Origin of the sequence: Liquorilactobacillus cacaonum DSM 21116 (genome assembly GCF_001436735.1) — a bacterium.
Lineage (GTDB): Bacteria > Bacillota > Bacilli > Lactobacillales > Lactobacillaceae > Liquorilactobacillus > Liquorilactobacillus cacaonum.
In genome coordinates, this window is record NZ_AYZE01000016.1 from 48,893 (window position 1) to 75,562 (window position 26,670).

The following is a 26,670-nucleotide window of genomic DNA, read 5'->3' on the forward strand; positions in this document are numbered from 1 at the left end:
ATGCTCAAAGGCTAAGCATTTTTGACGCACTTCTATATTTTAAATTTTTTTCACGTCATATCATGATATGTTATGATAAAATATGATAAGAGTACTTGAATAGAACGCTAATTCAACGGCTGACATAAATTATCCAGATGGAAAGTAGTGAGAGAATGGAAAGAAAGATTTTATTTCCAGGAAGTACAATAGGAATAATAGGTGAAAGCTCTAATGGAATAATGTTAGCGGAAGCTGCAAAAAAAATGGGCTTTAAAGTGATTGCTTATAATAGTGACGAAGCTGCTCCAACAATGCAAGAAGCTGATTTGGGAATTGTTGGTTCTTTAAGCAATGAAAGTAAGGTGCAAAACTTTGCAGAGCGGTGTGACCTTGTAACCTATGAGTCAGACAAGGTCTCTCCTGACGCTGTAGCTGTTGTTAAGCAGTATACACAGGTTCCACAAGGCAGTGAAGCTTTAGAAATCGCACAGGATCGTTTATTAGAGCGTGCTTTTTTGGAACAAATGAATGTCAATATTGCTCCTTATGCTACAATTGTAAGCTTAGATGATATTTATCAAGCAATCGGGTCAATTGGGTATCCGTGTGTATTAAAACCAATTCAAAAAGGGTTTGGCAGAAAAAGACAACAAGTTATTAATAAACAATCTGATATTGCTAAATGTGCAGATATTATTGATTTGGGGACCTATGTTCTTGAGGCATGGATTCCCTATGATAAAGAACTGTCTGTAATAATTGGGAAGGAAGTTGACGGTAAGTTAAACTTTTTTCCAACGGTAGAAAATACTTATCGAGATCACCACCTATTTCAATCAAGCGTTAAAAGTCAAATTGATGAGGAAATACAGATAGAAGTACGACGGATTGCTACTGAAATTGCAACGCAACTCGATTATGTGGGTGTACTTGAAATTGCATTTTTCTTAACAAAGAGCGGTTCTTTATATGTAAAACGTATCGTACCTGCACTCCACAAAGCTGGGTTCGTTTTTGAAAAAGCAACAAATATTTCGATGTTTGAAATGCATCTGCGGATATTGGCGCAGATGCCAATTCCACAAGTTAAATTTGTACAACCGACTGTCATGGTGGCAGTAAAAAATGAAGACCTTGATAATTTGCGTACACAATGGTTGCTCAAAGATAACTGGTTTTATCGTTTCTATCGTTATCCACAAAATAACAGAGTTGTTAATCCCGGATATTTATTAGTTTTAGCAGAGACAACAACGGCAGCTATCCAGCAGATAGAAGCAACAAATATTTGGAACAAAGAAACTATAGATGATAGTTTAGTACTTGATGATGCTTCAGATGAGACGACGGAAGAATAGTTGCAGTTTGTTCAGTCAAGCTCAAGCAATGTTAAAGTTTGAAAAAGACAAGGCTTTTGAATTAATTAAGTATTAAAAGATTAACGATACTGGACAGAATATAAAGGCTAGGGGAGACAATTTTTACCTGGCTTTTTTTGTGCTCAATTTTTTATGACTTATAAATAGCATTTATCACAGTAGTCTTTGATGTCTAATATAATTGTAAAACGATGAATCAATGAATATCACGTATTTTTTGAGTATATATTAATTTTTAAAATCTCAAAATTTGTCAGTTAATCTTAAATCATTCGGGGAAAAGCTCTGTGCTATATTTCTAATGCTATATTGATGCTCGAAGTTATCTATCAGATGTCACACTCTTTCTTCTTTTTTGGTATAATAAAAAATGATTGGATTAAAAGAGAGGATTGAAAAAATTGACAGCAGACAGACTACTAAAAGGAATGAATAACAAGCAACAAGAGGCGGTCTTATGTACTGAAGGTCCGCTTTTGATTATTGCGGGTGCTGGGAGTGGAAAAACACGTGTTTTGACTCATCGTGTGGCATACCTGATTGAAGAAAAAAATGTCAATCCTTGGAACATTTTAGCAATTACTTTTACAAATAAGGCAGCAGCAGAAATGCGTGAACGTATTGGAAAACTATTAGAAGATGGGGCAAATGATGTCTGGGTTTCGACCTTCCATGCACTTTGTGTCCGCATATTAAGACGAGACATAGACAAAATTGGCTATAATCGGGCATTCACCATTACAGGGACTAGTGAGCAGCGTACTTTGATTAAACATATTCTTGCAGATCTAAATATTGATGTGAAAAAATTTGATCCCCGCACAATTTTAGGTGCAATTTCGAATGCCAAAAATGACTTGAAGTCTCCAACACAGTATCGTATGAATGCCAAAGGGCCTTTTGAGCAAGTTGTTGCGGATGTCTATCCAGAATATCAGAAACAATTGGAAAATAATCAAGCTGTCGATTTTGATGATTTGATAATGTTAACGCATCGTTTATTTAAAGAAGTTCCAGATGTATTAGAATTTTATCAGCGGAAATTCCAGTATATCCATGTTGATGAATATCAAGATACCAACCAAGCGCAGTACGAACTTGTAAGTCAGTTGGCGCAAAAGAATCGTAATCTATGCGTTGTAGGAGATGCTGATCAGAGTATCTATGGTTGGCGGGGTGCTAATATGGAAAATATTATGAATTTTGAAGAAGATTATCCAGATGCAACCTTGGTTAAATTGGAGCAAAATTATCGTTCAACTAAGACAATTTTACAAGCGGCAAATTCGGTAATTAACAATAATGTTAATCGTAAAGCTAAAGAATTGTGGACACAAAATAATGATGGCTCAAAGATAAAATATTATCGTGGTCAAAATGCAAACGATGAGGCTTTTTATGTTGTTCGTAACATTCAAAAAATGATGCGAACAGATAATTATCGTTACAATGATTTTGCCATTTTGTACCGAACAAATGCTCAATCGCGGACAATTGAAGAAACTTTTATGAAAGCAAATATTCCTTATAAAATTGTTGGAGCACATAAATTCTACGATCGTAAAGAAATTAGAGATGTCTTGGCGTATATGCAATTAGTCACAAATCCACAAGATTCATTGAGCTTCGAAAGAATTGTTAATGAACCAAAGAGAGGAATTGGGGCAACAAGTTTAGAAAGGTTAACGGATTTTGCACAAAATATGCAAATGAGTTTGTTGGATGCGGCAAGTAATGCAGTTTTAGCAAATATTTCTGGTAAAGCCAGTGTTGCTCTGACGGATTTTGCAAATTTAATAAATGATTTACATGTATTACAAGACAGATTAAGTGTGACAGAGTTAACTGAGAAAATTCTTGAAAAAAGTGGTTATCGAAAAGTTTTGGAAGATACTAAATCCTTGGAGAATCAGAGTAGACTTGAAAACTTAGATGAATTTTTATCGGTTACGAAACAATTTGATGATTCATGGCAACCAGACGATGAAAATAGTGATCCATTCGTTGACTTTCTGGCAGATTTAGCATTAGTTTCAGATCAAGATAGCTTAGTTGAAGAAGCTGATGAAGTTACTCTTATGACATTACATGCTGCTAAAGGGCTTGAGTTTCCAATTGTTTTTTTGATGGGAATGGAAGAAGGAATTTTTCCATTATCGCGGGCAATGATGGATGAAAATGAGTTAGAAGAAGAACGTCGTTTAGCATATGTAGGTATAACGCGAGCTGAGAAAGAATTATTCTTAACGAATGCTTTTTCGAGACTGCTATATGGCAGACGTCAAAATAATCCAGCCTCCAGATTCATTGAAGAAATCGATTCAGATTTACTACAGGCAGAAAATCAACAAGTTTCGAATACGAATATCAAGAGTAGTAGTACCAAGAAAGAATATCCTTTTGGAAAAGCACAGACACATTATAAAATGCCAGCTGGGACTGTTGAAGAAAATAAGGGAACTGGTGCTGAAAAAGTTGGTTGGAGTGTAGGGGATAAGGTGTTGCACAAGGCTTGGGGTGAAGGAACAGTGGTCAAGTTATCTGGAACTGGTGAAAATATGGAGTTAGATATTGCATTTGCTGGAATGGGAATTAAACGATTGTTAGCATCCTTTGCACCTATTACGAAAAAGAATTAGCCTAATCAAGAGGAGGCCAGATGATGACAGCTAGTAAAAATATGCAGGCACAGTTACGGATAAAAGAACTCGTAAAACAATTGAATGATTGGGCACATCAGTATTACGTTGAAGATCAACCAGTTGTTGAAGATTATGTTTATGACGAAGCATACAATGAGCTGGTTAAGCTAGAAGAAAAGTATCCAGCACTAGTGCAACTGGATTCTCCTACAAGAAGAGTAGGGGGCGAGGTGCTCACTGGATTTGAGAAAAAAGAGCATGAAATTCCAATGCTTTCATTAGGGGATGTGTTCTCTAAAGGAGAATTACAGGAATTTGATAATCGTTTAAGTAAGAAACTTGGAGTTGATGTGAATTATAGTTGTGAGCTCAAAATTGATGGGCTGGCAATTTCACTTATTTACAAAGATGGAGTGTTTGTTCAAGGATCAACGCGTGGTAATGGAACAATTGGTGAGGATATTACGGAAAACTTAAAAACAGTTAAAGCAATTCCTTTAAATTTAAGTGAGCCACTTTCATTAGAGGTTCGTGGTGAATGTTATATGCCCAAAAAGGCTTTTGTAATGCTTAATCAAAAAAGAGAAGAACAGGGTCAACCGATTTTTGCGAATCCCAGAAATGCAGCTGCTGGGAGCTTGCGACAATTAGACACTAGAATTACCGCAAGTAGACAACTTAGTACATTTATGTATTATCTAATTGAACCTGAAAAATATGGTCTGAAAACACAAACAGATGTACTAAGAAAATTGCATGATTGGGGATTTAAGGTTAATTCAGCCTCAAGACAGAGTAAAACAATTGAGGAAGCTTTTTCGTATATTGACGAATATCAGGTTGAACGTGCAAAATTGGCATATGAGATTGATGGAATTGTCTTAAAAGTTGATGACTTATCAACTCATGCTATAGTTGGTAACACGGTTAAGGTGCCACGTTGGGCAATAGCTTATAAGTTTCCTCCTGATGAACAAGAAACTGTCGTAAGAGAAATTGAATGGACAGTTGGGAGAACGGGAACAGTGACACCTACAGCAGTAATGGATCCGGTACAACTGGCAGGGACGACTGTATCACGTGCATCTTTACACAATCCTGATTATCTTAGGGAAAAAGATATTAGGGTGTTCGATACCGTACGTTTGCATAAAGCTGGCGATATTATTCCAGAGGTTTCAGATGTTGTATTGGCTAAGCGTTTACCAGAATCGAAACCATATAAGATTCCGCTGAATTGCCCAGTATGTAATGCAAAATTAGTTCATTTAGATGAAGAAGTTGCTTTACGCTGTATTAATCCAAAATGTCCAGCATTAGTAAAAGAAAGTCTAGTCCATTTTGCATCTCGTAATGCGATGGAGATTGCTGGATTGGGTCCTAAAATAATTGAACAATTGTTTGAAAAAAATCTAATTAGCGATGTTGCCGATTTGTATCAGTTAACTTTTGAAGATTTGCTTAAATTAGATAACTTTAAGGATAAGTCTGCTAATAACTTATTGACAGCAATTGATAATAGTCGGCATAATTCTGTAGAACGATTACTTTTTGGATTAGGAATTCGACATATTGGAGCAAAAGTTGCAAAGCTTTTGATGGAACACTTTATAACTTTGGACAATCTATGTAGGGCAAGTGAAGAAGAAATTGCGCAATTGGATTCACTTGGAGAGGTAATTGCTAAGAGTATTGTTACGTACTTTGATAATGCTGAAGTTAAGAATTTAATTGGCGAATTAGCGAATGCAGGTGTTAATTTTAAGTATCAAGGTGTTATGCTAAGTGAGTCTAGCAATACTTATTTTACCGGTAAAAAAGTTGTTTTAACTGGTACGTTGGATCAGATAAAGCGTAATGATGCGAAGAAATGGTTGGAGGCAAATGGAGCGAATGTTGTTGGAAGTGTCTCCAAAAAAACTGATATCGTAATTGCGGGGCATGATGCTGGAGGCAAATTGGCAAAAGCAGAAGATTTTGGACTTGAAATATGGAATGAGCAACAGTTTATTGAACAAATGGAGGCTGTAAAGTGAAAAAAATAGGAGTCATACTGGGAGCTGCTTTGAGTTTAGTTTTACTTGCTGGGTGTGCAAAGCTAGATTCAGCAACATCTACAGTTAAGAACGCTGCAAAGAGCTCTACTTCTTCTGGTTACCAAGTAACTGGTAAAGCAGAAGACAGTGAGTATCAAGGTGTAGTTGAAGATGGTAAGTATTTAACTAGCAAGGCACGTGGTGTAGGTATATCTCAAAATTCAGATAACTTATTGAATTTAAAGAGTTTTGAGTCTGGGTTAACACAATTATCAAAGACTAAGTATTCTACAAGTAAATACGTTTTCCGTGAAGGTCAGCTGTTATCTTCTGCAACGGTCGAAGATTGGCTAGGTAGAAAATCAAAGAGCAATCCAAATGGTTTGAACCCAGTAAATAATGGGCAAACGGATGCTGATAAGCGTAATCCTATATATGTTCAACAAATTGAAGAACAAGATTATATGAAAGAAGTTGACGGAAAGCTTCAACTTGCAGGAATTACAGTCGGAATTGGAATGAATCGAAAAGATTACTATCAAAAAGAACAATATGGAGCAACATATACAACTGATATATCAAAAGAAAAGATGATAGCTGAAGGACAACAAGCAGCTGCCAAGGTATTAGAAAGACTTCGAAAAACGAGTGGAGTATCAGCAGATACCCCTATCATCATTGCAATGTTCCAACAAGCATCAGATGACAGTTTAGTGGGTGGTTCTTTTTATCAGTACACCTATGTGACAAGTGGGGCAACAATCAATGATTGGACAAGTCTTGATTATCGTAGTTATGTATTTCCTTCAACTTCTGTTTCTTCTGTTCCTAATGATAATGATGAGACGTCTTTTGAGAGCTTCAAGAAACAGGTGCAAAACTTCTTCCCTAACCTTGCAGGAGTGACTGCACAAGCCGAGTATAAAGGAAAAGCTCTTCAAGGGATGAATGTAAATATAACAACGCAATTTTATAGCTTAACCGAGATAACTAGCTTTACTCAATATTTAGCACAGGCAGCTAAAACATACTTACCAAGTGGAATTCCAATTGATATAACGGTCAAAGGAACAGATGGAACAGTTCAGAGCTTTTTGGCACGTAAGGCAAATGCAACTAATTTTTATACTCATGTTTTTGGAAGCTATTAAAAAAACTGAGTTAAATGTCCATTAGTTAAGAGTTTATGCTAGAATAATTACTAAAGAAATAGGGAAAGAAGGAGTTTGAATGGCAATTAGTGCAAGTGAAGTTAAGCATGTTGCAAGTTTAGCAAAATTAGCATTTACGGATGAAGAATTGCAAAAATTTACAGGACAGATGGATGATATTATTGGAATGGTGCAACAACTCAGCGAAGTAGATACTGAAGGAGTTACTGTGACAACTCATGTAACGGATGCAATCGGTGTGATGAGAGAAGATGTTGCAGTCACTGGAACAGCTCGTGAAGAGTTAATGAAGAATGTGCCACAACATCAAGATGGTTATATCAAGGTGCCCGCAATTATTGACGAAAGCGAGGAAGCGTAGTTCATGGATTATTTTAAGCAAGACCTTGCAAGCTTACACAATTTACTGGTGAAAAAAGAATTAAGTGTGAGTGATCTTACAAACGCAACTTTTGATAATATTGAAAAAAGAGATCGTAAAATTGGGGCTTTTTTGAATCTAAACAAAGAAGAAGCACTGAAAAAAGCTGCTAAATTAGATGAAATCGGAATTTCAGCGGATAATATTTTGGCAGGAATTCCTTTAGGAATTAAAGACAATATTGTTACAAAAAACTTAGTAACAACAGCAGCAAGTAAGATGCTTGAAAATTTCAATCCTATCTATGATGCCACAGTAATGGAAAAATTAAATGCACTTCAAACTATCACTGTTGGGAAAACGAATATGGATGAATTTGCGATGGGTGGTTCAACTGAAAGCTCTGCATTTAAGTTAACAAAAAATGCTTGGAATCAAACAAAGGTTCCAGGTGGGTCATCTGGTGGCTCCGCTGCAGCCGTTGCTTCTGGCGAAGTTATCGCAACGTTAGGTTCAGATACTGGTGGTTCAATCCGTCAGCCTGCAGCATATAATGGAATTGTGGGAGTTAAACCAACTTATGGTCGTGTTTCTCGCTATGGATTGATTGCTTTTGCTTCGAGTCTTGACCAAATTGGACCACTTACTAGGAATGTTAAGGATAATGCAATCATGTTAAATGCGATAAGTGGGATGGATCCACGCGATTCAACGAGTTCAAATCAAGCAGTTCCTGATTTTGTTGCTAAGTTAGATGGTGATATTAAGGGAATGAAGATTGCAGTTCCAACTGAATACATGGGTGAAGGGGTTGCACCTGAAATTCGAGCTGCAATTAAGCAAGCTATTACTACTTTTGAAAAATTAGGGGCAACTGTTGATGAAGTTAGCTTACCGCACAGTAAATATGGCGTTCCAGTCTACTACATCATCGCATCTTCTGAGGCAAGTTCTAATTTACAACGTTTTGATGGGATTCGTTATGGACACCGTGCTAATGATGTAAGAAATTTAGAAGATGTTTATGTTAAGTCACGTTCTGAAGGGTTCGGTGATGAGGTAAAACGCAGAATTATGTTGGGAACTTTCTCTTTGTCTGCGGGAACTTATGATGCATTCTTTAAGAAGGCTGCACAAGTTAGAACTTTAATTTGCCAAGATTTTGCTAATGTTTTCAGTGATTATGACCTTATTTTGGGGCCAACGTCACCAACTACTGCTTTTGGAATTGGTGAAGATATCAATGATCCAATTACTATGTATATGAATGATATTTTGACAATTCCGGTTAATTTGGCTGGGCTTCCAGGAATGTCTCTTCCGGCAGGGTTTGCAGATGGCTTACCAATCGGTATGCAATTAATTGCCAATCGTTTTGATGAAGAAACGATGTATCGTGCAGGTTATGCTTTTGAGCAAGCAACTGACTTCCATAAAGAAATTCCAACATTTGGGGGGCAAGACTAATGAATTTTGAAACAACAATCGGACTAGAAGTCCATATTGAGATGAAAACGAATTCTAAGGCATTTTCAGCTGCACCAGTAAAATATGGTGTTGAACAAAACACAAATACAAATGTCGTCGATTGGGGATTTCCAGGTGTTTTACCTACGATTAATAAGGGAGCACTTGAGTATGGTATGCGTGCGGCCTTAGCATTAAACTGTGAAATTACAAAAGATATTCATTTTGATCGTAAGAATTATTTTTATCCTGATAATCCTAAAGCATACCAAATAACTCAATCACAAACACCAATTGGACGTAATGGTTGGTTAGAAATTGAAGTCGATGGAAAAAAGAAAAAAATTGGGATTGAAGAAATGCATGTTGAAGAAGATGCGGGTAAAAATACACATAATCCAGATGGCTATTCTTATGTTGATTTAAATCGTCAAGGGACACCATTGATTGAAATTGTCTCGAAGCCGGATATTGCATCTGCTGATGAAGCATATGCTTACCTTGTTAGATTGCGTCAAATCATTCAATTTACTGGTGTATCAGATGTGAAGATGGAAGAAGGTTCAATGCGTGCTGATGTTAATGTGTCGGTTCGCCCAATTGGATCTGATAAGTTTGGGACAAAGACAGAAATGAAGAATCTTAATTCATTTGAACATGTCAGAAAAGGTACACAGTATGAAGCTAAGAGACAGCAAAGAGTATTGTTGTCGGGTGGAGAAATTCAACAAGAGACACGTCGCTTTGATGAACCAAGTGGTGAAACAATTCTGATGCGTGTCAAAGAGGGTGCAAGTGATTATCGTTATTTCCCAGAACCTGATATTCCACCAATCCATATTTCAAATGATTGGATTGAAGAGGTTAGGAAATCCATTCCAGAAATGCCAGATAAGAGACGTGAAAAATATGTAGTTTCTTGGGGAATCCCTGAATATGATGCAGGTGTTTTGACACAGACAAAAGAAATGTCAGATTTCTTCGAAGAAACAGTTGCAAATGGTGCAGATGCAAAGCTTGCGGCTAACTGGTTGATGGGTGAAGTCAATGCTTATATGAATGCTAATAAGTTAGAACTGTTAGATACAAAGTTAACTCCAGAACATTTAGCAAGTATGATTAAGCTAATTGAGGATGGAACAATTTCTTCTAAAATTGCTAAAAAGGTCTTCCAAGAAATTATTGCAAATAACAGTGATCCAAAGACTTGGGTTGAAGAAAAAGGACTTGTTCAATTATCAGATCCTACAGTTTTAGAGCCAATAATTGAGACGATTTTGGATAACAATGAGAAATCAGTCGACGATTTTAAAAATGGTAAGGATCGTGCAATCGGATTTTTGGTTGGGCAAATCATGAAAGAAACACATGGCAAAGCTAATCCAAAAGTGGTTAACAAGTTATTAATGGGTAGTTTGAAAAAAAGGTAATGAAAGTTTTTTGTGGATTTTGAAGGAGAGGTAGCGATGAAAAAGCGTTGTCGGATTATTTACAATCCAACATCTGGACGTGAGGCAATGCGCAATGATCTTGTTGAAATATTAGATATTTTAGAGAATGCAGGATATGAAACTAGCGCATATCGTACGACCGCCAAGCCAAATTCGGCACGTGATGAGGCAGAGCGTGTAGCACGCGCTGGGTTTAATTTGATTGTTGCAGCTGGAGGAGATGGAACGATTAATGAAGTTGTCAATGGAATTGCTCCATTGAAGCATCGACCAATGATGGGAATTATTCCAGCAGGGACTACAAATGATTATGCAAGGGCATTGAAGATTCCACGTGAAGATCCAATTGCTGCTGCAAAAGTGATTGCCAAGGGCAAAACTGTTAGCATGGACATTGGACAGGCTGATAAAAAGTTTTTTGTGAACATTGCAGGTGGTGGGCTATTAACGGAGTTGACCTACGGAGTACCCTCTCAGTTTAAGTCTCTTTTTGGCTATCTTGCCTATTTAGTTAAAGGAGCAGAGATGTTACCCCGAATAAAACCAATTAATATGCATCTGGAATATGATGGTGGGATTTTTAATGGGAAGGCTTCAATGTTTTTTCTTGCCTTGACTAATTCAATTGGTGGATTCGAGCAGATTGTTCCGGATGCATCATTGGATGATGGCAAATTTACTCTGATTGTCGTTAAAACAAGTAACTTGGTTGAGATTCTACAACTGATGACAATGGTCTTGAATGGTGGACGTCACATCAAAGATCCGCGAATTTTGTATGTTAAAACAGCTAAGGTTGTTGCTAAACCTGTGGATGAGAAAATGATGATCAATATTGATGGTGAATATGGTGGAGACGCACCAATGGTTTTTAAAGATCTTAAGCGACATATTCAAATATTTGCAAATATTGATAAAATTCCCGAAAATGCAATTACCTCATCTAGCACAGCTGAGGCGATTATTGCGGAGCATTTTGTAGCAGAAGTTGAGGATTTATCGGATAAAGATCTCAATGGTGATGGTATCATTGGTAATCCCACAAAGCAAAGTTAAGTTAAATAACTGGCAAAAAAATAATTGCAGTTATCGATTTTAATCTTTTTTTGTAGTTGAGCTAATATTTGTGGAAACCAAAAGCTAAAAGGCTAGGTCAAAGTTTAATTTTGACTTAGTCTTTTTATTATCTAAAAAACTAGTTGAATTTTCATGCTAAAAGTACATGAATATGAGAAGTTATATTAACTATGTACTTCTTAATAATTATTTAAGATGTTTGTTTGAATTTAATTTCTACACTGATTTTGCACTTTAGGGCAGAGCAAATGACACTTTGATGAAAGATTTCTTTGCGCAATCATTGTTAAAATACATATATTATGAAATTTAGGAGATAATAAACAATGAAGAAATTTTTTACCTGGTATAGTGAAAAAGTCACTAACAAGCCAAAACAAGTTTTGCTAGTTGGAATACTTGTATCTTTAATTATTATTGTAGTTGGTTTCTCATTCGGTGGGGCACTGTCCACAAAAACAATGAGTGTTGGATCAACACCAGCAGATAAGGCTGCAAAAATTGTGACAAAACATTTTGGGTCTGAGAGTTCAGGAGCACAGGCGCAAATTGTGTTGAAAGCAAAAAATAAGTTAAGTTCTACTTCAAATCAAAAAATCCAAAATGAGATTGAAAGTAGAGCTAGTAAAATAAAAAATGTAAAGATCGTAATGTCACCTGTAATGCTCAAAAATTATGCACAAGGGCAAAAAGTTGGATACTTTACTGTTATTTTTAAAAACAAAACGATTACTACCAAACAAACTAACCAACTAAAAGAAATTGCAAGAAAATTTGGATCCTCTCAACTTGAAGTTGAATTGTCTGGAGTTTCAAGTCAAATTGAAGTAAGCGAATTACCTGAAATTATTGGAATTATAATTGCTTTTATAATTTTGACAGTGACATTTGGCTCATTTATTATGGCAGGTGTCCCGATTTTATCTGCAATTTTGGGACTTGTAACTGGTTTAGGTGGAGTATTCTTTGTTACAAAATACTTTGAAGTTCAAAGCTATGATCTTGCATTGGCAGCCATGGTATCTTTAGCTGTAGGTATTGATTACGCATTATTCTTAGTGGCACGATTTAAAGAAGAGATAAGGAAAAATGAAAGAAAGCAGGCATTAAAAAATACGGTTACTAGTACGGCTCCGTCAGTAGTATTTGCAGCATCGACAATTATCATTGCGTTGCTTAGTATGTCAGCTTTAGGGATAGATTTTCTTGGAGTAATGGGAGCTGTATCAGCGTTAAGCGTACTCTTAGTAGTAATAATCACGTTGCTACTGGTTCCAAGCTTGTTATACCTAATTCCGATAAAAGCAAAAAGTACTGACCAACATAAAATTAGGCCTGCAGAATTTTTTGCGAAAATTGTGCATAAAAAACCTTGGATTACAATTGTTACTATGATTATTTTTATTCTTTTAGTATCAATTCCACTGAAAAATATGAATTTAGGGTTGCCTAATGATGGTTCTAAACAGAAAAATACAACGGAACGTCGGGCTTATGATATTAAGCAAAAAGCTTATGGAGCCGGGAATGATGCTGTTTTAGTTGCAGTGACAAGAAACAAGAATGAAAAATCAGGAGTTTCCTTAACTGAGAAAATAACTAAAATTAATGGCGTTAAGACAGTTGGACAACCAACACCTTCAGCAGATGGAAAATATTTGATGGTAAGTATCATTCCAAAGACAGAGGCTAATGATAATCGGACAAAAAAGGTAGTTCAAAATGTCAGAAATATTCAAGGCAAAAACTTAAATAAGGTAATGGTAACTGGCTCAACGGCTATGAATATTGATATCTCGAATAAGTTATTAGGTGCACTTCCAGAATTTTTAGGATTAATTACAATATTCACATTTATCTTGTTAATGATTGCGTTTAGATCATTTTTAATTCCGCTAGTGGCAGTTTTAGGATTTGTTTTGTCGTTAGCTGCAACATTAGGGGTAATTGTATTTACAGTCCAAGAGGGGCATTTTGAGGGCCTGTTACATTTGCCTGGGAAAACAGCCATTCTAAACTTTTTACCGGTTTTAGTAGTTGGAATTTTATTTGGCTTAGCTATGGATTATGAAGTGTTTCTAGTTAGTCGAATTCGAGAAGAATATTTAAAAACGGGAGATAATAAACAAGCGGTGTACGAAGGGGTTCGACTAAGTGGAGGATCTATACTTGCAGCAGCTTTAATCATGATTTCGGTTTTTGCAAGTTTCTCATTTACAGACGAAATTATTATACAGATGATGGGTCTTTCATTAGCATTTGGCGTGTTTTTCGATGCCTTAGTAATAAGACTGATTCTAGTGCCGTCATTTATTAGCGTATTTGGTAAAGCAAATTGGTATTTCCCTAAATGGCTTGATAAAATCTTACCAAAATTCAATATTGAATAGTTTGTTTTTTAAGTAGGTATGCCATAATATAAATGGTATACCTTTTTTTAGTTAGGGTAATAGGTATGATTTATTCTTGTGGATGATTAAGCGAATATTTTTAGGAGTAAAACATGGTTAAATATGATAGGAAAAAATTGGTAATTCCACTATTTGTGTGGCTATTGTTGTTATTTTTAACAACGCTGTATCTGTATGATAATTTGTATAGTCCAAAAAATTCAATTTATTTATTGGAAACCTTTGTTTTGTTAATAGTAATTATTGGTATCTATAGGTATCGGGTGAAAGCAGGGCTAACTTTAAAATTTGTATTATTAGTGTCAATATTTTATTTATTGATTTGTTTTTTGTATCAAATGGCAGCTATCATACTAATAATTGGGCTTTTTCCGTTGATTTTAGCTGACTATTATTTGTTCTATAAAAAAAAGCCTACTACAATAGTTGTGTTGACAATAATATTATTTGGCTATACTTTTTTGTTCTTAGACTTCTTTTTCCACCTTGTTAATACACTTATTAGTGTAGACGCGATAATATTGCTTACATCAATTCTAATTTATTATTCAAAATTAATTAGACAGTTAATTGAAGAACGAGAAAAGAATCAACTTTTAAATCGTCAGATGAATCAAGCTTATCATGGATTAGAGAAGATGGTTGTGGCACGTGAACGGAATTCGTTTGCTACACTTTTGCATGATACAGCTACACAAGACTTAATTGCAGTAAGCGTACAGTTAGAAAGTATTAATGGTCAGATTGATGAATTAGAAATAAATGATTTAAGAAAAAAAATAAGTAAAGTGAAGAATTTTGCTGATGATTCACAAAGAAATCTAAGAAAAAGTATAGCGAATTTAAAATTGATGACTGACAAAGTAAAAAGAAATGAAGAAGAAATATTACAGCCCATAATTAGCAGCTTTGAGCAAAAATATAATTTACAAATTATCTATGCATCAAGTAAGCAAAATTTACGGTTAAAAGCTGCTTTAGAAATTAGCAAAATTTTGACAGAGTGTTTAAATAATGTGGTACGTCATTCAAAAAGCGAAGAGGTAGTAGTTGTTTCGAAAATTGAAAATGATAGGTATAAATTAATTGTTACAGATTTTGGAATTGGAATGCAGAAGAATAAATTACATCAAAAGGTTAATCTTGGTTTAGAAAGTATTAGAAATAGTGTCAGAGATATGGGAGGAATTAGTAGAATCAGTAGTTCACCAGGTGAAGGAACTAGTATAATAGTGGAACTACCAAAGGAAGTGGCAACTAATGGCTAGTTATAAGATGATGTTTGTTGATGACCATCCGTTAATTGTTGATGGGATTGTTAATATTACAAAAAAAATTTCTGATGTTGAGGTAATTGCGACCGCTAATGATGCAAATGAGGCTTTGGAGTTACTTGATAAATTTGCAGAACAACTTGATATTTTGATATTTGATTACAGCATGCCAGGAATGAATGGCATTGAATTATTAAGAGAGATAAAAAAACGCAATTATCACTTTAGAAAGTTACTTTTGACAACCTTTGAAGATTCAAATGTCTTTGACATAATGTTACAAGATGGGTTAGATGGAATAGTTCTTAAATCGGCAGCAGTCTCTGAAATTTTAGGAACAGCTAAATTTTTAGTAGATAACCCTCAAAGTACAGTTGTTGGTACAGAGGTTAAGCAACTGGTTACAAGAAAAGAATCCCCGCTTTCAACACAAGATAGTGAAATCTTAATTTTGATTGCAACAGGACATCATGTTAAAGAAATTGCAAAAGAAATGTCATTTAGTGAAAGAACAATTAAGTATCATCTGACAGAAATTTATAGTAAGTTGGGTGCGGTTAATCGTGCACAAGCAGTGGCAATTGCAATTAGCCAGAATTGGATTCAGCTTTAACAAAATAAAAAGTCTTCTTATAATTTCAAGATAGGGCTGAAGCACCAAATCTGAAATTTAAAGGAGACTTTGTGATTGAGAAAAAATAGTGATTTTTTCGATTAATGAAAGATTAACTTTTTCAGTTAGAAATGTTAATTATTTAGTATTTTTTATGATATCAGTAATCATTTTTAATGATTGGCGGCCTTCTGGGATTGGGAGTAATGAAAAGGCATGCGGCATTTTGCTAAAATAATGAGTTGAAATCTCATAGCCATTTTCATCAGCCAGGTTCTGCAATTTTAAAACATCCGCATAAAAAATATCATAGCTACCTACGAATTGATAGATTGGTGGTAAATTGTCTAAGTTGCCGTAGATTGGACTAACTTTTGGATCTTTGATATCCAAATTGCCTGCGTATTCACTACCTTGGAAAGAAAGCTCCTTATAATCACCCAACAAGAAATCATACTTGGAGATGCTTTCGATTTGTGGATTACTATTTGTTATATCAAGCCAAGGGGATAATAGGACTGCTAATTTAGGCAATTTAATTTGTTTATCCCGCAAGATTTGGATTAATGACAAGACCATTCCACCACCAGCAGAATCGCCCATAAGGATAATCTCACTTTCACCGCTATCTAATAGTGTAAGGTAATTTTTCTCAATAAATTCGAGAGTTTCAGTTGCCTTATGGTGAGGTGCTTTAGGATAGACAGGCATGATGATTCGGGCATTATTGGCTTCAGAAATTGTTTTTAGTGTTTTAAAATGAAAGGGTGTTGGATCAGACCAAAAAGCACCGCCGTGTAGATAAAAAATTGTACATGTCGGATTTTTCCCAGATGGAATTCTTTCGAGTGTCTCATCGTAGCCAGGATTGTAGTCGAACTGATAAAGCTGTTTGGCATATTTTGGCAGCTGAAATCCGATTATACTTTTGGTGAATGCTTTATGATACTCTGCAGGATCATGAAAATTATGAGTTTTAATTACATGATTACCAATATCTTGCAATATAAGAGATGAGAGACTACGGTTTTCTTTAACTGCTTGGATTTTTTTTGCTCCTAGAACACCAAGTGTTAGTAATGTAGCGATTTTAGATATTTTGTTCATACAAATCCCTCCTAATGTTTATTAAGTTAAGAAAAGGTGTTCTTAACAGTCATGATACCTAAAATATCGAGTTAATACTACTAAGTAATCTTAAGGACTGCCAGCATTTTTTAGTAACCTGATTTAAGCCGGAAAAATGTATTTTTGATGTGTATAAGTTATTTATCTGTTGATAAAGATTGCACTTATTCACAATTCAGTATAGAGTTGTATGAGAAACATAAAAAAGGAGAAATAAATGAGTAAACCACCAGTTACAAAGAATCAGAAACTTACGTTGACAATCAGCGATTTGACATACCAAGGAATGGGTGTTGGAAAAGTTGAACACTATCCGTTATTTATAGAAGATGCCTTACCAGATGAAGTTGTGGATATCACAGTAATAAAGGCAAGTAAGAATTATGGCTTTGCTAAAGTTATCAACAGACATAATGACAGTCCACTTAGGACAGATGGAATTAACAAAACTTATACACAAACGGGGATTGCACCATTACAACATTTGAAGTATGATGCACAACTTGAATTCAAGCGGAATCAAGTTGTTGAATTATTGAAAAAATCGCATTTGGAAGAAATTGCGGTCGCAGATGTTTTAGGGATGGATGAACCAGCTCACTACCGTAACAAGGCACAAGTTCCTGTGCGGATGGTAAAAAATCAACTTGAAACTGGTTTTTTCAAGAAGAATAGTCACACCTTTGTTCCGATGGAAGATTATCTTATTCAAGATGAGCGAATCGATGAAGTTATTAAAGCTGTTAGAGATATTTTGCGTAAGTATCTAATTAGTGCTTATGATGAAAAAGAACATAAGGGTGTTGTCCGCCATATAATTGTTCGCCGTGGACATTATTCACATGAAGTGATGGTGGTGTTAGTAACTCGTGCGAAGAAGATTCCTGAATCAGATGAAGTTGTGGATGAAATTTTGAAAGCTTGCCCTGATGTAAAAACAATTGTGCAAAACATCAATCAAGAAAAGACAAATGTGATTTTGGGTAAAACAGAGAAAATTCTCGCAGGAACTGGGCACATCACAGATAGTTTGAATGGTATTAATTTTGAAATTTCAGCACATTCATTTTATCAGGTGAATTCAATACAAACCGAAAAAATTTATCAAAAGGTTGTTGAAGCTGCAGGATTAACCGGTAAAGAAACAGTAATTGATGCATATTGTGGGATTGGGACAATTTCCTTAAACCTAGCACAAAAGGCTGCAAAAGTTTATGGGGTTGAGATCATTCCTGAGGCTATTGAAGATGCTAAGAAGAATGCGGCTGTTAATAAAATTGGGAATGCTGTGTTTGAAGTTGGAACGGCCAGTGAGTGGATGACTAAGTGGGCAGAAGATGGTGTCAAACCAGATGTTGTTGTTTTTGATCCACCAAGAAAAGGACTAGAACCTGAAGTTATCAACAGTACTGTTGAGTTATCCCCAGAAAAGATTGTATATGTGAGTTGCAATCCAGCAACTTTGGTCCGTGACATCCAGTTATTCACAGAACAAGGTTATGAAGTAACTCAGCCAATTCAACCGGTTGATCAATTTCCAATGACAGTACACATTGAAAGTGTTACAGTAATGAAACGTAAAAAAGCATAGATGTACCAAGATCAAGATATGGAGCAGTTCTGGCAGATGCTGGGGCTGCTTTTTTTGTGGTAAAATAACGATGTTAGAGGTAATCGTAGAGTTGACAGCTTTTACACCGCGAGGTTGATAGATTGATTGTGGTATTTTCGATTACATTTACATGATATAACATATTATCGAGTTCTCGAGGGAGACAAGGATTATGAAGCAGATTTTTATATTTTCAGATATACAAAAAGATAATATTTCATATTTTGAACGTGAACCAGCCATCTTGATTTCAATGAGTCGTAATGATTTACCATATTTGAAAGAACAAGATTTTGCGAATTATCCTGCAGTCTATGTTTTGATTGGTGGAAATAAGCGATATGTAGGTCAAGCTGCTGGACAATCCATTTCACTTCGTTTATCTCAGCATTTTCTAAAAGAAGATAAAGCCTGGGTTGAATCTGTCTTATTTTTTGCAAGAGCAGATGGAAAAATGTCAAAAGCAGATACTGATTATCTCGAGAAACGATTGATTCAAGATTTTCAAGAAAAATCCGATTATGAAATGATGAATTCAACAGCTGGAAATAATTCATATATTGATAAACTTCAAAAGGCGAAATCGGACCAATTATATGATACGGTATTTGAAATCATTGATGAGATTGCAAATATTGATTTATTTGGTTCCTCTGAAGGTAACGAGATAACGATTGGTGAAATTAGCGCGAGTAGTCAATTTCAAATAGCATATGATGGCAAAATATTAAAATCAAAATCAGCTCGTAGTTTATTGATTGATTTTGTATCACAGTTATTTGTTGATGAAAAGTACAATGATCAATTACAGGAATTAATTGTTGATGAAACACCTTCATTTGCGATGATTCTAGGGCGCAAACCTTCCACATACAAAGGAAGAGCTAATTCTGCAATTGTTGCTGACGGTGTATGGGTTTATGCAAATTTCAATAAAAAGAATGTTAGAATCAAAATTGAAAAATTGGCTCAGCAGTTGGATATTCCAGTTAAAATTAAGTGGAATTAGTTTCTATCGAGCAGCCTTCAGTAATAATTTTGCTGAAGGTTTTTATATTTTTTGTCTATAGACTTGGTTGAGCTCACTTACATGCGTAAAAAATGGTAAACCAAAACATTCCCTAAGATTTAAAATATAGGTGTCAAAGCTAAATACTTAAAAATCGAAAGAAAACGCTAAAATTGGCGAATAGTTTAAATAGGCTTGCACATAAAAAATGATTATGCAAATACCCATATTGTTTTCAAACAAAAGCATAGAAGAAAAGTCATATATAATGAATATCTAAGAGATTTGCGAAAGGATAAGTATACAGAAGTAAAGATTTTGGGGGTGTACTAACGATAGTTCACTTTTATAAGTATGATTAAATTACTTGTTACGATAAAATGAAACCGTATTCAAAAAGGGGCGATGTTAAATGATAAGAAAGAAAAGTTTGGATGCAAAGGATCAAGAAATTTTGAATCAGATGTTAAAACAAAGGACAATTCATTATCAAAATATATCTGAAAGTACTGGGTATTCTAGAAAAACAATTGCTAATCATTTAAATCACATTGAAGAGTTTCTTGATGAATATAATATTGAGTTAATTAGAAAAAGGGGGAATGGTATACAAATAAAAGGTGATGTAAAGCAAATAAGTATGTTTAAAAAGGTGTATTTCGAAGAAGATGAATATACATTATCTTTATTGTCAAAGCTAATATTCTCTAATCATCCATTGAAAGTTCAAGAATTGGCTGATTTATTTTTTGTAAGTCGTACCCTAATTGAATCAAAAATTAAAAAGGTTAAACCGATACTTGATAGATATGGTATTGCAATTAAAATTCAAGGACATGAAGGGCTAATTGTTGAAGGAGCTTCTAAGCAAAAAAGAAAGTTTGCGGCGGATTTATTATATAAATTTTGGAATACGCAAAGTGATGAAGTAATTATCAATGAAGAAATACTGTCTAATATTCTTGATAAGAACTTGTTAGAAAAAATAATAAAGATTACTTCAGATTTTATAAAAAATTCTAAATTGAATTTTTCGGATTATGAAAAAGAGTCATTAATAATTCATCTTGCTATATCCTTTTCTAGAATTAGTGAAAAAAGTGAATTCAAAAAGATTAAAATACCTGGAGTTCTTAATAAAGAGACACTTTGCTTAGTTAAGAAATTAGAAAAAGGATTCAAAATTAAAATTCCAGAAGCTGAGAAGAATTACTTAGATATCCATATTCGCTCAGTGAAAGCAGGAATGAATGAAAAAATTGATACCGACTATAATTCTGAATTATCTGAGTTTTTAGAGCAAAATATCGATGAATATGATACCAATCTATTGAATGGATTGACGCTACATCTGACACCTGCAATTAAAAGAATTAATTTCGGATTAAGTATTAGAAATCCCTTGAAACACGAAATAAAAAAAAATTTTGTTAGAGCTTACGAGGAAGCTCTAAAGTTAAGCAATCTGATTCAAATAAAATATTCCGTTAGTTTTGATGATGATGAGGTTTCATATATTGCATTACATTTTCAAGCGTATTTTGAGAGAGAAAAATCAATTTTTAGTGTTTATCTGGTTTGTAGTTCAGGGCTAGGAACGGCACAATTGCTTAAACAACGATTATTACAAAATTTTGCGAATCAATTAGAAATTTTAAAGGTATTGTCCAATAATGAATATCAAAATTTGAGTATGGATGAAATAAGAAAAGCCGATTTAGTCATTGCAACCATTAATACAGTTAAGCGAGATGTACCGTTGATTGTTGTAACACCATTTTTAGATATTAGTGCAATTGGAGAAATAAAAGCAAGTTTAAGGAAAGTAACATATAGAAATAAAAAGTTTGGAATACGGAATTTAATCACGTTAGACAATATTATTATAAAAAATAAACCTGTTACTTTTGAAGATGCAGTTACCGAGATAAGTAAAATTGCTGGGAAGAAAAAAATTTCAAATATAGGTTTAAAAGAGGCTATTTTAGAACGAGAAAAAATATCATCGACTTTTTATGATGAAGTAGGGTTACCACATGCTACAAAGGAAAATGTTAAACAATCAGCTGTTTTTGTTTTTATTTCTGAAAAGGGTATCTATAAAGAGTATGAAAAAGTAAATGTTTTATTTTTCTTACTTTTGGCGGATGATGCTAAACATTTTATTAATGAATTTTATGAATTTTTGAATGATATAGTTACGAATAAAAAGAAAATTAAAAAAATTATTAAAGCTACAACAAAAGCGGAAGTTATACATGAATTGGAATCAATAGAAAAAGAGGGTAGTGAGAATGAGTGATAATATAAGTGAATTTATTTCTGAGAAAAATATTGTTCTAGATCTAAGTGCTTTAAATCAAGTAGATGCGATTAAAAAACTGGCAACTCTTTTGAAGGAAAATGGATATATTGATAATGCCTTTGCATTTCAGAGTGATGTTCTAGAAAGAGAGAAAGCGTCAACAACAGGAATTGGTAATGAATTGGCTATTCCTCATGGTAAGAGTAAACATGTTATTAGAACGACAATGATGTTTGCCAAAAATGAAGATGGAATTGAATGGAATTCATTAGATGGTTCTAAAGTAAAGAATATTTTTTTAATGGCTGTTTCATCAGCGGATAAAGGCAATGAACATTTAAAAATGTTAGCAAATTTATCTGGTAAGTTAATGGATGACGATTTTGTGGAGGCAATAAAGAAAGCTGATTCAAAAGAAAAGATATTAAAAATATTACAAAAAAGGGGAAATGAAAGATGAAAATAGTTGGAGTAACAGCATGTATAGCAGGAATTGCACACACATATATGGCGGCAGCTAATTTAAAAAAGTTTGCTAAAAAAGAAAATTGTGAGATTAAGATTGAGACACAAGGGGCAATGGGGATTGAGGATGAATTGACACAAGCCGAAATTGATGAAGCCGATGTAGTTATTTTTGCGGTAGACACAACTGTACAAAATGAAGACAGATTTGTTGGAAAAAAGATTTTAGAAGTTGGAACTTCAAAGGTTGTTAAAGATGGAAAGTCAACTATAGAAGATGCTATTAAGTTAGCGAAAGGAGAATGAAGATGGGTGGATTTAAAGGAGAAATGAAAAAATTAGCAGCATATTTTCAAACTGGTGTTTCGTACATGATTCCATTAGTTACCGCGGCAGGTTTATTGACGTCAATTGCAGTTATTTTCGGTGGAAATGGTGTTTGGAATGAAACATCAACTATTTGGGGAAATATTAGATTGCTTGGTCAAACCGGGTTGACCTTTATCGTTCCAATGATTGCTGCATATATTGCTTTTGCAATTGCAGATCGTCCAGGATTGGCTCCGGCATTCATAGTTGGATTAATTGCCTCAAAGATGGGAACGGGGTTTTTAGGAGGGATGCTAGTAGGCATTTTAGTTGGCTATAGTGCTAAATGGTTGAAAAAAATTCCAATGCCGGCAAATTTACAGTCTGTAAAATCACTGATTATTATCCCATTTTTAGCAACTCTTATAATTGGTCTCTTATTGATATATGTGATTGGTACGCCTATTCAGGGAATGACAACATTCTTGACTGCTTGGCTCAAGGGAATGAGCGGAGCAAACGCTGTATTAATGGCAGGAATTCTAGGTGCAATGATGGCTGTTGATATGGGTGGCCCTATCAACAAAATTGCTTATGCTTTTGGAATGGCTGCGTTCACTTCTGGAGGATATCAAGCAAGTACAGCAATGTTAATGGCGATTGGAATACCACCTCTTGGAATGTTTGTTGCTACATTATTGGGCGGTAGGAAACTTTATTCCGAGCAAGAAATTGAAAGTGGAAGATCCGCGCTAGTAATGGGAATTGTTGGTATTACAGAGGGAACAATTCCTTTTGCAGTTGCTGATCCTATTAGAGTTATTCCAAGTATCATTGTTGGAACTTCATTAGGATGTGCAATTAATGGTTTTTTTGGAACATATCAAAAGACTGCACTTTCAACAGTTATGGCAATTCCATTCTCTTCTAATTGGATACTTTATACTATCGCTATTTTGATTGGTGTTTTCACCGTTGCTATTTTGACCAATCTACTGAAAAAATTTACAAAAACGAGTGCTGAAGTAGAAGAATAATAAGGAGGCAAGCAAGTGATAAAAGCATATCTAGTAAACCATACTCACTGGGATAGGGAATGGTATTTTACAGTAATGGATTCACAAGTTTTGGCGGATCAGGTTTTTACAGAAATACTTGAAGAACTTGAAACACATCCAGAAGCCAATTTTTGTCTTGATGGGCAAACATCTATTCTTGATGAATATGTAAATACTCATCCTGAAAATTTATATAGAATACGAGAATTGGTGAAAGATGAAAGGCTATTTGTAGGACCTTGGTATACTCAAACAGATGCATTAATTCCTGATGCTGAATCTATTTTAAGAAATTTGTATATCGGTATAACTGAAGCTAATAAAAAATATGGAAAAGCAATGATGATAGGTTATTTGCCTGATACATTTGGACTTAATGCGCAATTACCGATGTTACTAAAACAAGCTAGAATAGATAGTATTCTTTTCTGGAGAGGAACCAATTTTGAGTCGCAAGTTTCATCTCCATATTTTAGATGGAATTCATTGGGGAAAGATGAGATAATCGCTGCTAACTTTCCTTTTGGTTATTTTACAGGTCAGATTGGACTAGATGCTAAAGAAAAAATGGATAGCTTCATCAGCGACAGATATGACCCAAATATCAAATTTTTACACGAACATGGTAATAATAACGATATTTTGATGCCTTCAGGAATTGATCAGATGAATATTGTCCATAACATTACAAAAACAGTAAAAAAGATTAATGAACAAAGTAACTTTGAGACAAAAATCAGTACCTATCAAGAATTTGTAGACATTTTGAGAACCAAAAATCTGCCGGAGTATAGTGGTGAGCTACGTCTACCGACATATTCAAGAATTCATAGAACAATTGGTTCAGTAAGACAATCAATAAAAAAACAAAATTTTGAAATCGAACGAAAAATTTTAAACCGTGTTGAACCTTTAATGATAATCGCTGAAAGTGTTGGAATAAAAGTTGGCAAAGGGATGCTAACACTGTTATGGAAAAAATTGTTAGAGTCACAAGCACATGATTCATTGGGCGGAAGTGTCTCTGATAATGTTGCTGAAGATATTATGCACAGATTTAAAGAAGCAAATGAGTTAGCAGATGGAATTGAAAACCTAATAAAGAAGAAAATAGGTGATTCCTTGAAGCTAAATAATAATGAGCTGCTTTTATTTAATACTACACCGCAAAATTTTGATGGGTTTAAGAAAGTAAGTATTATGTCCCGCTCGAAAAATATTAAATTTGATAATGTTAAATATCAATCAGTGAAGGTTAAGAAACATTATCCTATGAGAAAGCATGTTTTAAAAATGACAGAAAAGGGGAGAGAATATTTTGATGAACCCGAATATTTTTCATTGATATGTAAGATTAAAGTAAAACTCAAACCACTAGGCTATACAGTCATAAAATTCCATGATTTACCTGATAAAAGTGAAGAAGTTGCAAAAAATAAGAATAATTATATTGCAACGAATGATCTTAAATTTGAATTCACTAATGGAAAGGTGAATTTTGTCAATGGCGGTGAAGTTATCCTAGACTTTATTTCATTATTAGATTCTGGAAATGATGGAGATACGTATGATTATTCACCTATTCAAGGAGAAAAAGAAAAAGTCTTACCTTTTACTGAATGCCGTGTAATACAAGAAGATGGGGTATTTGAAAAATTAGTAGTTTGTGGTGAAGAATTTTTACCAGAGACACTTGAAAGCCGATTAAGTGAAAAGAGAGATAAGAAATTTGCATATCAGTTGGTCATATCACTTAATAAGATTTCACAGGAATTTTCTTTTAAGGTAATTTTTAATAATAATATTGAATCACATCGTTTACGTTTACGAATAAATCCCAATAATGAAATTTTAGGAGTTAAGGCAGGAATTCAGGGCGGAGTAATTAATGTTATAAATAAAAAAATCGATGAAGATTGGCGAGATAAATTTGATGAAAAACCTGTAAATATATATAACTTTGATAAATTATTGAATGTTAATGGTAGAAATGTCTCTTATAGTTTCTTCCCAAGGGGATTAAAAGAATTTGAATTTGACAATAGATATCTATATCTAACTTTGTTAGCTACAACTGGGCAATTAGGTAAACCAAATCTAGCATGGAGGCCTGGAAGGGCATCGGGAGACACTACAAATGAAGGACATATTATGATGCCTACTCCAATGGCACAGGAAAAAGGAAATTGGGAATTCACTATTGGAATGAAATTAAATAAAATAGATGCTGTGCACAGCGTACTGTCAAGAGAGATAAATGAAATTTTTGATCAAAGTGTCAGTTATCAAAAGCAGACGCTAAATCTATTTATAAATCGATTGGATAATAAGATTTGGCCAACAGAAGTTAGCTCGCAGGTTCCAAGAAGTCTATCTCTAGTGGCAATTGATAACGATTTGGTGATATCATCAATTTATCCATCAAGAGAGAGCAAAAAGTACCTAATTAGGATTCTAAATGATTCAGATGAAATATTAGATGTGGCAAACAAAATTAGTAGAGGGATAGAGAGGGTTGATTTATTCGAAAATAGGTTGGATGAAGGAACTGAGATAATGCCACATTCATTTGCAACTTTCAAACTCAGAAATAATATATAATTAAGTTCAAGGCTGTAATTCAAAATGTGTAATATCATTTTTCTAAAGAAAAATAAATTTCCGCTTATCTTTAATTATTTTAGTACATTGTAAATAATAGATACAACAGAAACTATTTTTTTAAAAGTGGTGGTGCGTTATATAGAATGCTAATTTAGCAGTCTAAGGGTTTCAGTCTAAAAAGTATGGAACTCATTAAAATTAGTGATTTAGTTTAATTGTAGTTTGAATTCAAAGAATATATATCATTCAGATGTTATGTTTAATTGCGAAAAGAGTGCTATAGTCTTGTTATCTATTAAGAAAAAAGGAGTCTTG

General features: G+C 34.3%; 19 protein-coding genes. 18 read left to right on the forward strand and 1 reads right to left on the reverse strand.

The features are described 5' to 3' along the window. Nucleotides 1–155: 155 nt before the first annotated feature. The 11 genes from FC80_RS08310 to FC80_RS08360 all read left to right on the forward strand — a co-directional run bounded on the left by FC80_RS08310 (nucleotide 156) and on the right by FC80_RS08360 (nucleotide 15,865). A complete protein-coding gene (locus FC80_RS08310) occupies nucleotides 156–1,340 on the forward strand; it encodes a 5-(carboxyamino)imidazole ribonucleotide synthase (protein ID WP_057829672.1) in 1,185 nt (394 codons plus the stop codon). Between the two features lie 422 nt (nucleotides 1,341–1,762). Next, nucleotides 1,763–4,000: a DNA helicase PcrA gene (gene pcrA / locus FC80_RS08315; RefSeq protein WP_057829673.1), complete on the forward strand. Its 2,238-nt coding sequence runs from the start codon at nucleotides 1,763–1,765 to the stop codon at nucleotides 3,998–4,000. A 23-nt stretch (nucleotides 4,001–4,023) separates the two neighbouring features. Then, nucleotides 4,024–6,039: an NAD-dependent DNA ligase LigA gene (gene ligA, locus FC80_RS08320; protein ID WP_057829674.1), complete on the forward strand. Its 2,016-nt coding sequence runs from the start codon at nucleotides 4,024–4,026 to the stop codon at nucleotides 6,037–6,039. Then, entirely contained in the window at nucleotides 6,036–7,190 is a 1,155-nt protein-coding gene (locus FC80_RS08325) for a CamS family sex pheromone protein (RefSeq protein ID WP_057829675.1), read from the forward strand. Before ligA ends, FC80_RS08325 begins: the two co-directional genes overlap by 4 nt. A 79-nt stretch (nucleotides 7,191–7,269) precedes the next feature. After that, nucleotides 7,270–7,572 carry an Asp-tRNA(Asn)/Glu-tRNA(Gln) amidotransferase subunit GatC gene (gene gatC, locus FC80_RS08330; protein WP_057829676.1) on the forward strand — a complete coding sequence of 101 codons (303 nt, stop codon included), beginning with the start codon at nucleotides 7,270–7,272 and terminating at the stop codon, nucleotides 7,570–7,572. Between the two features lie 3 nt (nucleotides 7,573–7,575). Next, entirely contained in the window at nucleotides 7,576–9,039 is a 1,464-nt protein-coding gene (gene gatA / locus FC80_RS08335) for an Asp-tRNA(Asn)/Glu-tRNA(Gln) amidotransferase subunit GatA (RefSeq protein WP_057829677.1), read from the forward strand. Further along, complete coding sequence (gatB, locus tag FC80_RS08340; protein ID WP_057829678.1) at nucleotides 9,039–10,469, forward strand: Asp-tRNA(Asn)/Glu-tRNA(Gln) amidotransferase subunit GatB; 1,431 nt, start codon at nucleotides 9,039–9,041, stop codon at nucleotides 10,467–10,469. Before gatA ends, gatB begins: the two co-directional genes overlap by 1 nt. Nucleotides 10,470–10,505: 36 nt before the next feature. Then, the gene (locus FC80_RS08345) at nucleotides 10,506–11,546 is read left to right on the forward strand and encodes a diacylglycerol kinase (protein WP_057829679.1); all 1,041 of its coding nucleotides are present in this window, start codon (nucleotides 10,506–10,508) and stop codon (nucleotides 11,544–11,546) included. A 347-nt stretch (nucleotides 11,547–11,893) separates the two neighbouring features. Continuing rightward, complete coding sequence (locus FC80_RS08350; protein ID WP_057829680.1) at nucleotides 11,894–13,957, forward strand: MMPL family transporter; 2,064 nt, start codon at nucleotides 11,894–11,896, stop codon at nucleotides 13,955–13,957. Between the two features lie 113 nt (nucleotides 13,958–14,070). Further along, complete coding sequence (locus tag FC80_RS08355) at nucleotides 14,071–15,246, forward strand: sensor histidine kinase (RefSeq protein WP_057829681.1); 1,176 nt, start codon at nucleotides 14,071–14,073, stop codon at nucleotides 15,244–15,246. Then, nucleotides 15,239–15,865 carry a response regulator transcription factor gene (locus FC80_RS08360; protein WP_057829682.1) on the forward strand — a complete coding sequence of 209 codons (627 nt, stop codon included), beginning with the start codon at nucleotides 15,239–15,241 and terminating at the stop codon, nucleotides 15,863–15,865. Before FC80_RS08355 ends, FC80_RS08360 begins: the two co-directional genes overlap by 8 nt. 138 nt (nucleotides 15,866–16,003) lie before the next feature. Here the strand turns inward: FC80_RS08360 and FC80_RS08365 are convergent, their stop codons facing one another. Continuing rightward, nucleotides 16,004–16,972, reverse strand: a complete 969-nt coding sequence (locus tag FC80_RS08365; protein ID WP_057829683.1) for an alpha/beta hydrolase fold domain-containing protein — start codon at nucleotides 16,970–16,972, stop codon at nucleotides 16,004–16,006. Between the two features lie 238 nt (nucleotides 16,973–17,210). On the opposite strand from FC80_RS08365, the gene rlmD reads away from it, so the two are divergent. The 7 genes from rlmD to FC80_RS08400 all read left to right on the forward strand — a co-directional run bounded on the left by rlmD (nucleotide 17,211) and on the right by FC80_RS08400 (nucleotide 26,352). Then, nucleotides 17,211–18,584, forward strand: a complete 1,374-nt coding sequence (gene rlmD, locus FC80_RS08370; RefSeq protein WP_057829684.1) for a 23S rRNA (uracil(1939)-C(5))-methyltransferase RlmD — start codon at nucleotides 17,211–17,213, stop codon at nucleotides 18,582–18,584. A 193-nt stretch (nucleotides 18,585–18,777) separates the two neighbouring features. Beyond that, the gene (locus FC80_RS08375; RefSeq protein WP_057829685.1) at nucleotides 18,778–19,614 is read left to right on the forward strand and encodes a GIY-YIG nuclease family protein; all 837 of its coding nucleotides are present in this window, start codon (nucleotides 18,778–18,780) and stop codon (nucleotides 19,612–19,614) included. Between the two features lie 412 nt (nucleotides 19,615–20,026). Next, nucleotides 20,027–21,916 carry a BglG family transcription antiterminator gene (locus FC80_RS08380; protein WP_083486960.1) on the forward strand — a complete coding sequence of 630 codons (1,890 nt, stop codon included), beginning with the start codon at nucleotides 20,027–20,029 and terminating at the stop codon, nucleotides 21,914–21,916. Next, the gene (locus FC80_RS08385) at nucleotides 21,909–22,379 is read left to right on the forward strand and encodes a PTS sugar transporter subunit IIA (protein ID WP_057829686.1); all 471 of its coding nucleotides are present in this window, start codon (nucleotides 21,909–21,911) and stop codon (nucleotides 22,377–22,379) included. The genes FC80_RS08380 and FC80_RS08385 overlap by 8 nt, the downstream gene beginning before the upstream one ends. Then, a complete protein-coding gene (locus FC80_RS08390; protein WP_057829687.1) occupies nucleotides 22,376–22,690 on the forward strand; it encodes a PTS fructose transporter subunit IIB in 315 nt (104 codons plus the stop codon). The genes FC80_RS08385 and FC80_RS08390 overlap by 4 nt, the downstream gene beginning before the upstream one ends. 2 nt (nucleotides 22,691–22,692) lie before the next feature. Beyond that, on the forward strand, nucleotides 22,693–23,730 hold the full coding sequence (locus FC80_RS08395; RefSeq protein ID WP_057829688.1) for a PTS fructose transporter subunit IIC: 1,038 nt from the start codon (nucleotides 22,693–22,695) through the stop codon (nucleotides 23,728–23,730). Between the two features lie 15 nt (nucleotides 23,731–23,745). Continuing rightward, nucleotides 23,746–26,352 (forward strand): glycoside hydrolase family 38 N-terminal domain-containing protein, encoded by a 2,607-nt coding sequence (locus FC80_RS08400; protein WP_057829689.1) that lies wholly within the window; start codon nucleotides 23,746–23,748, stop codon nucleotides 26,350–26,352. Nucleotides 26,353–26,670: the final 318 nt, after the last annotated feature.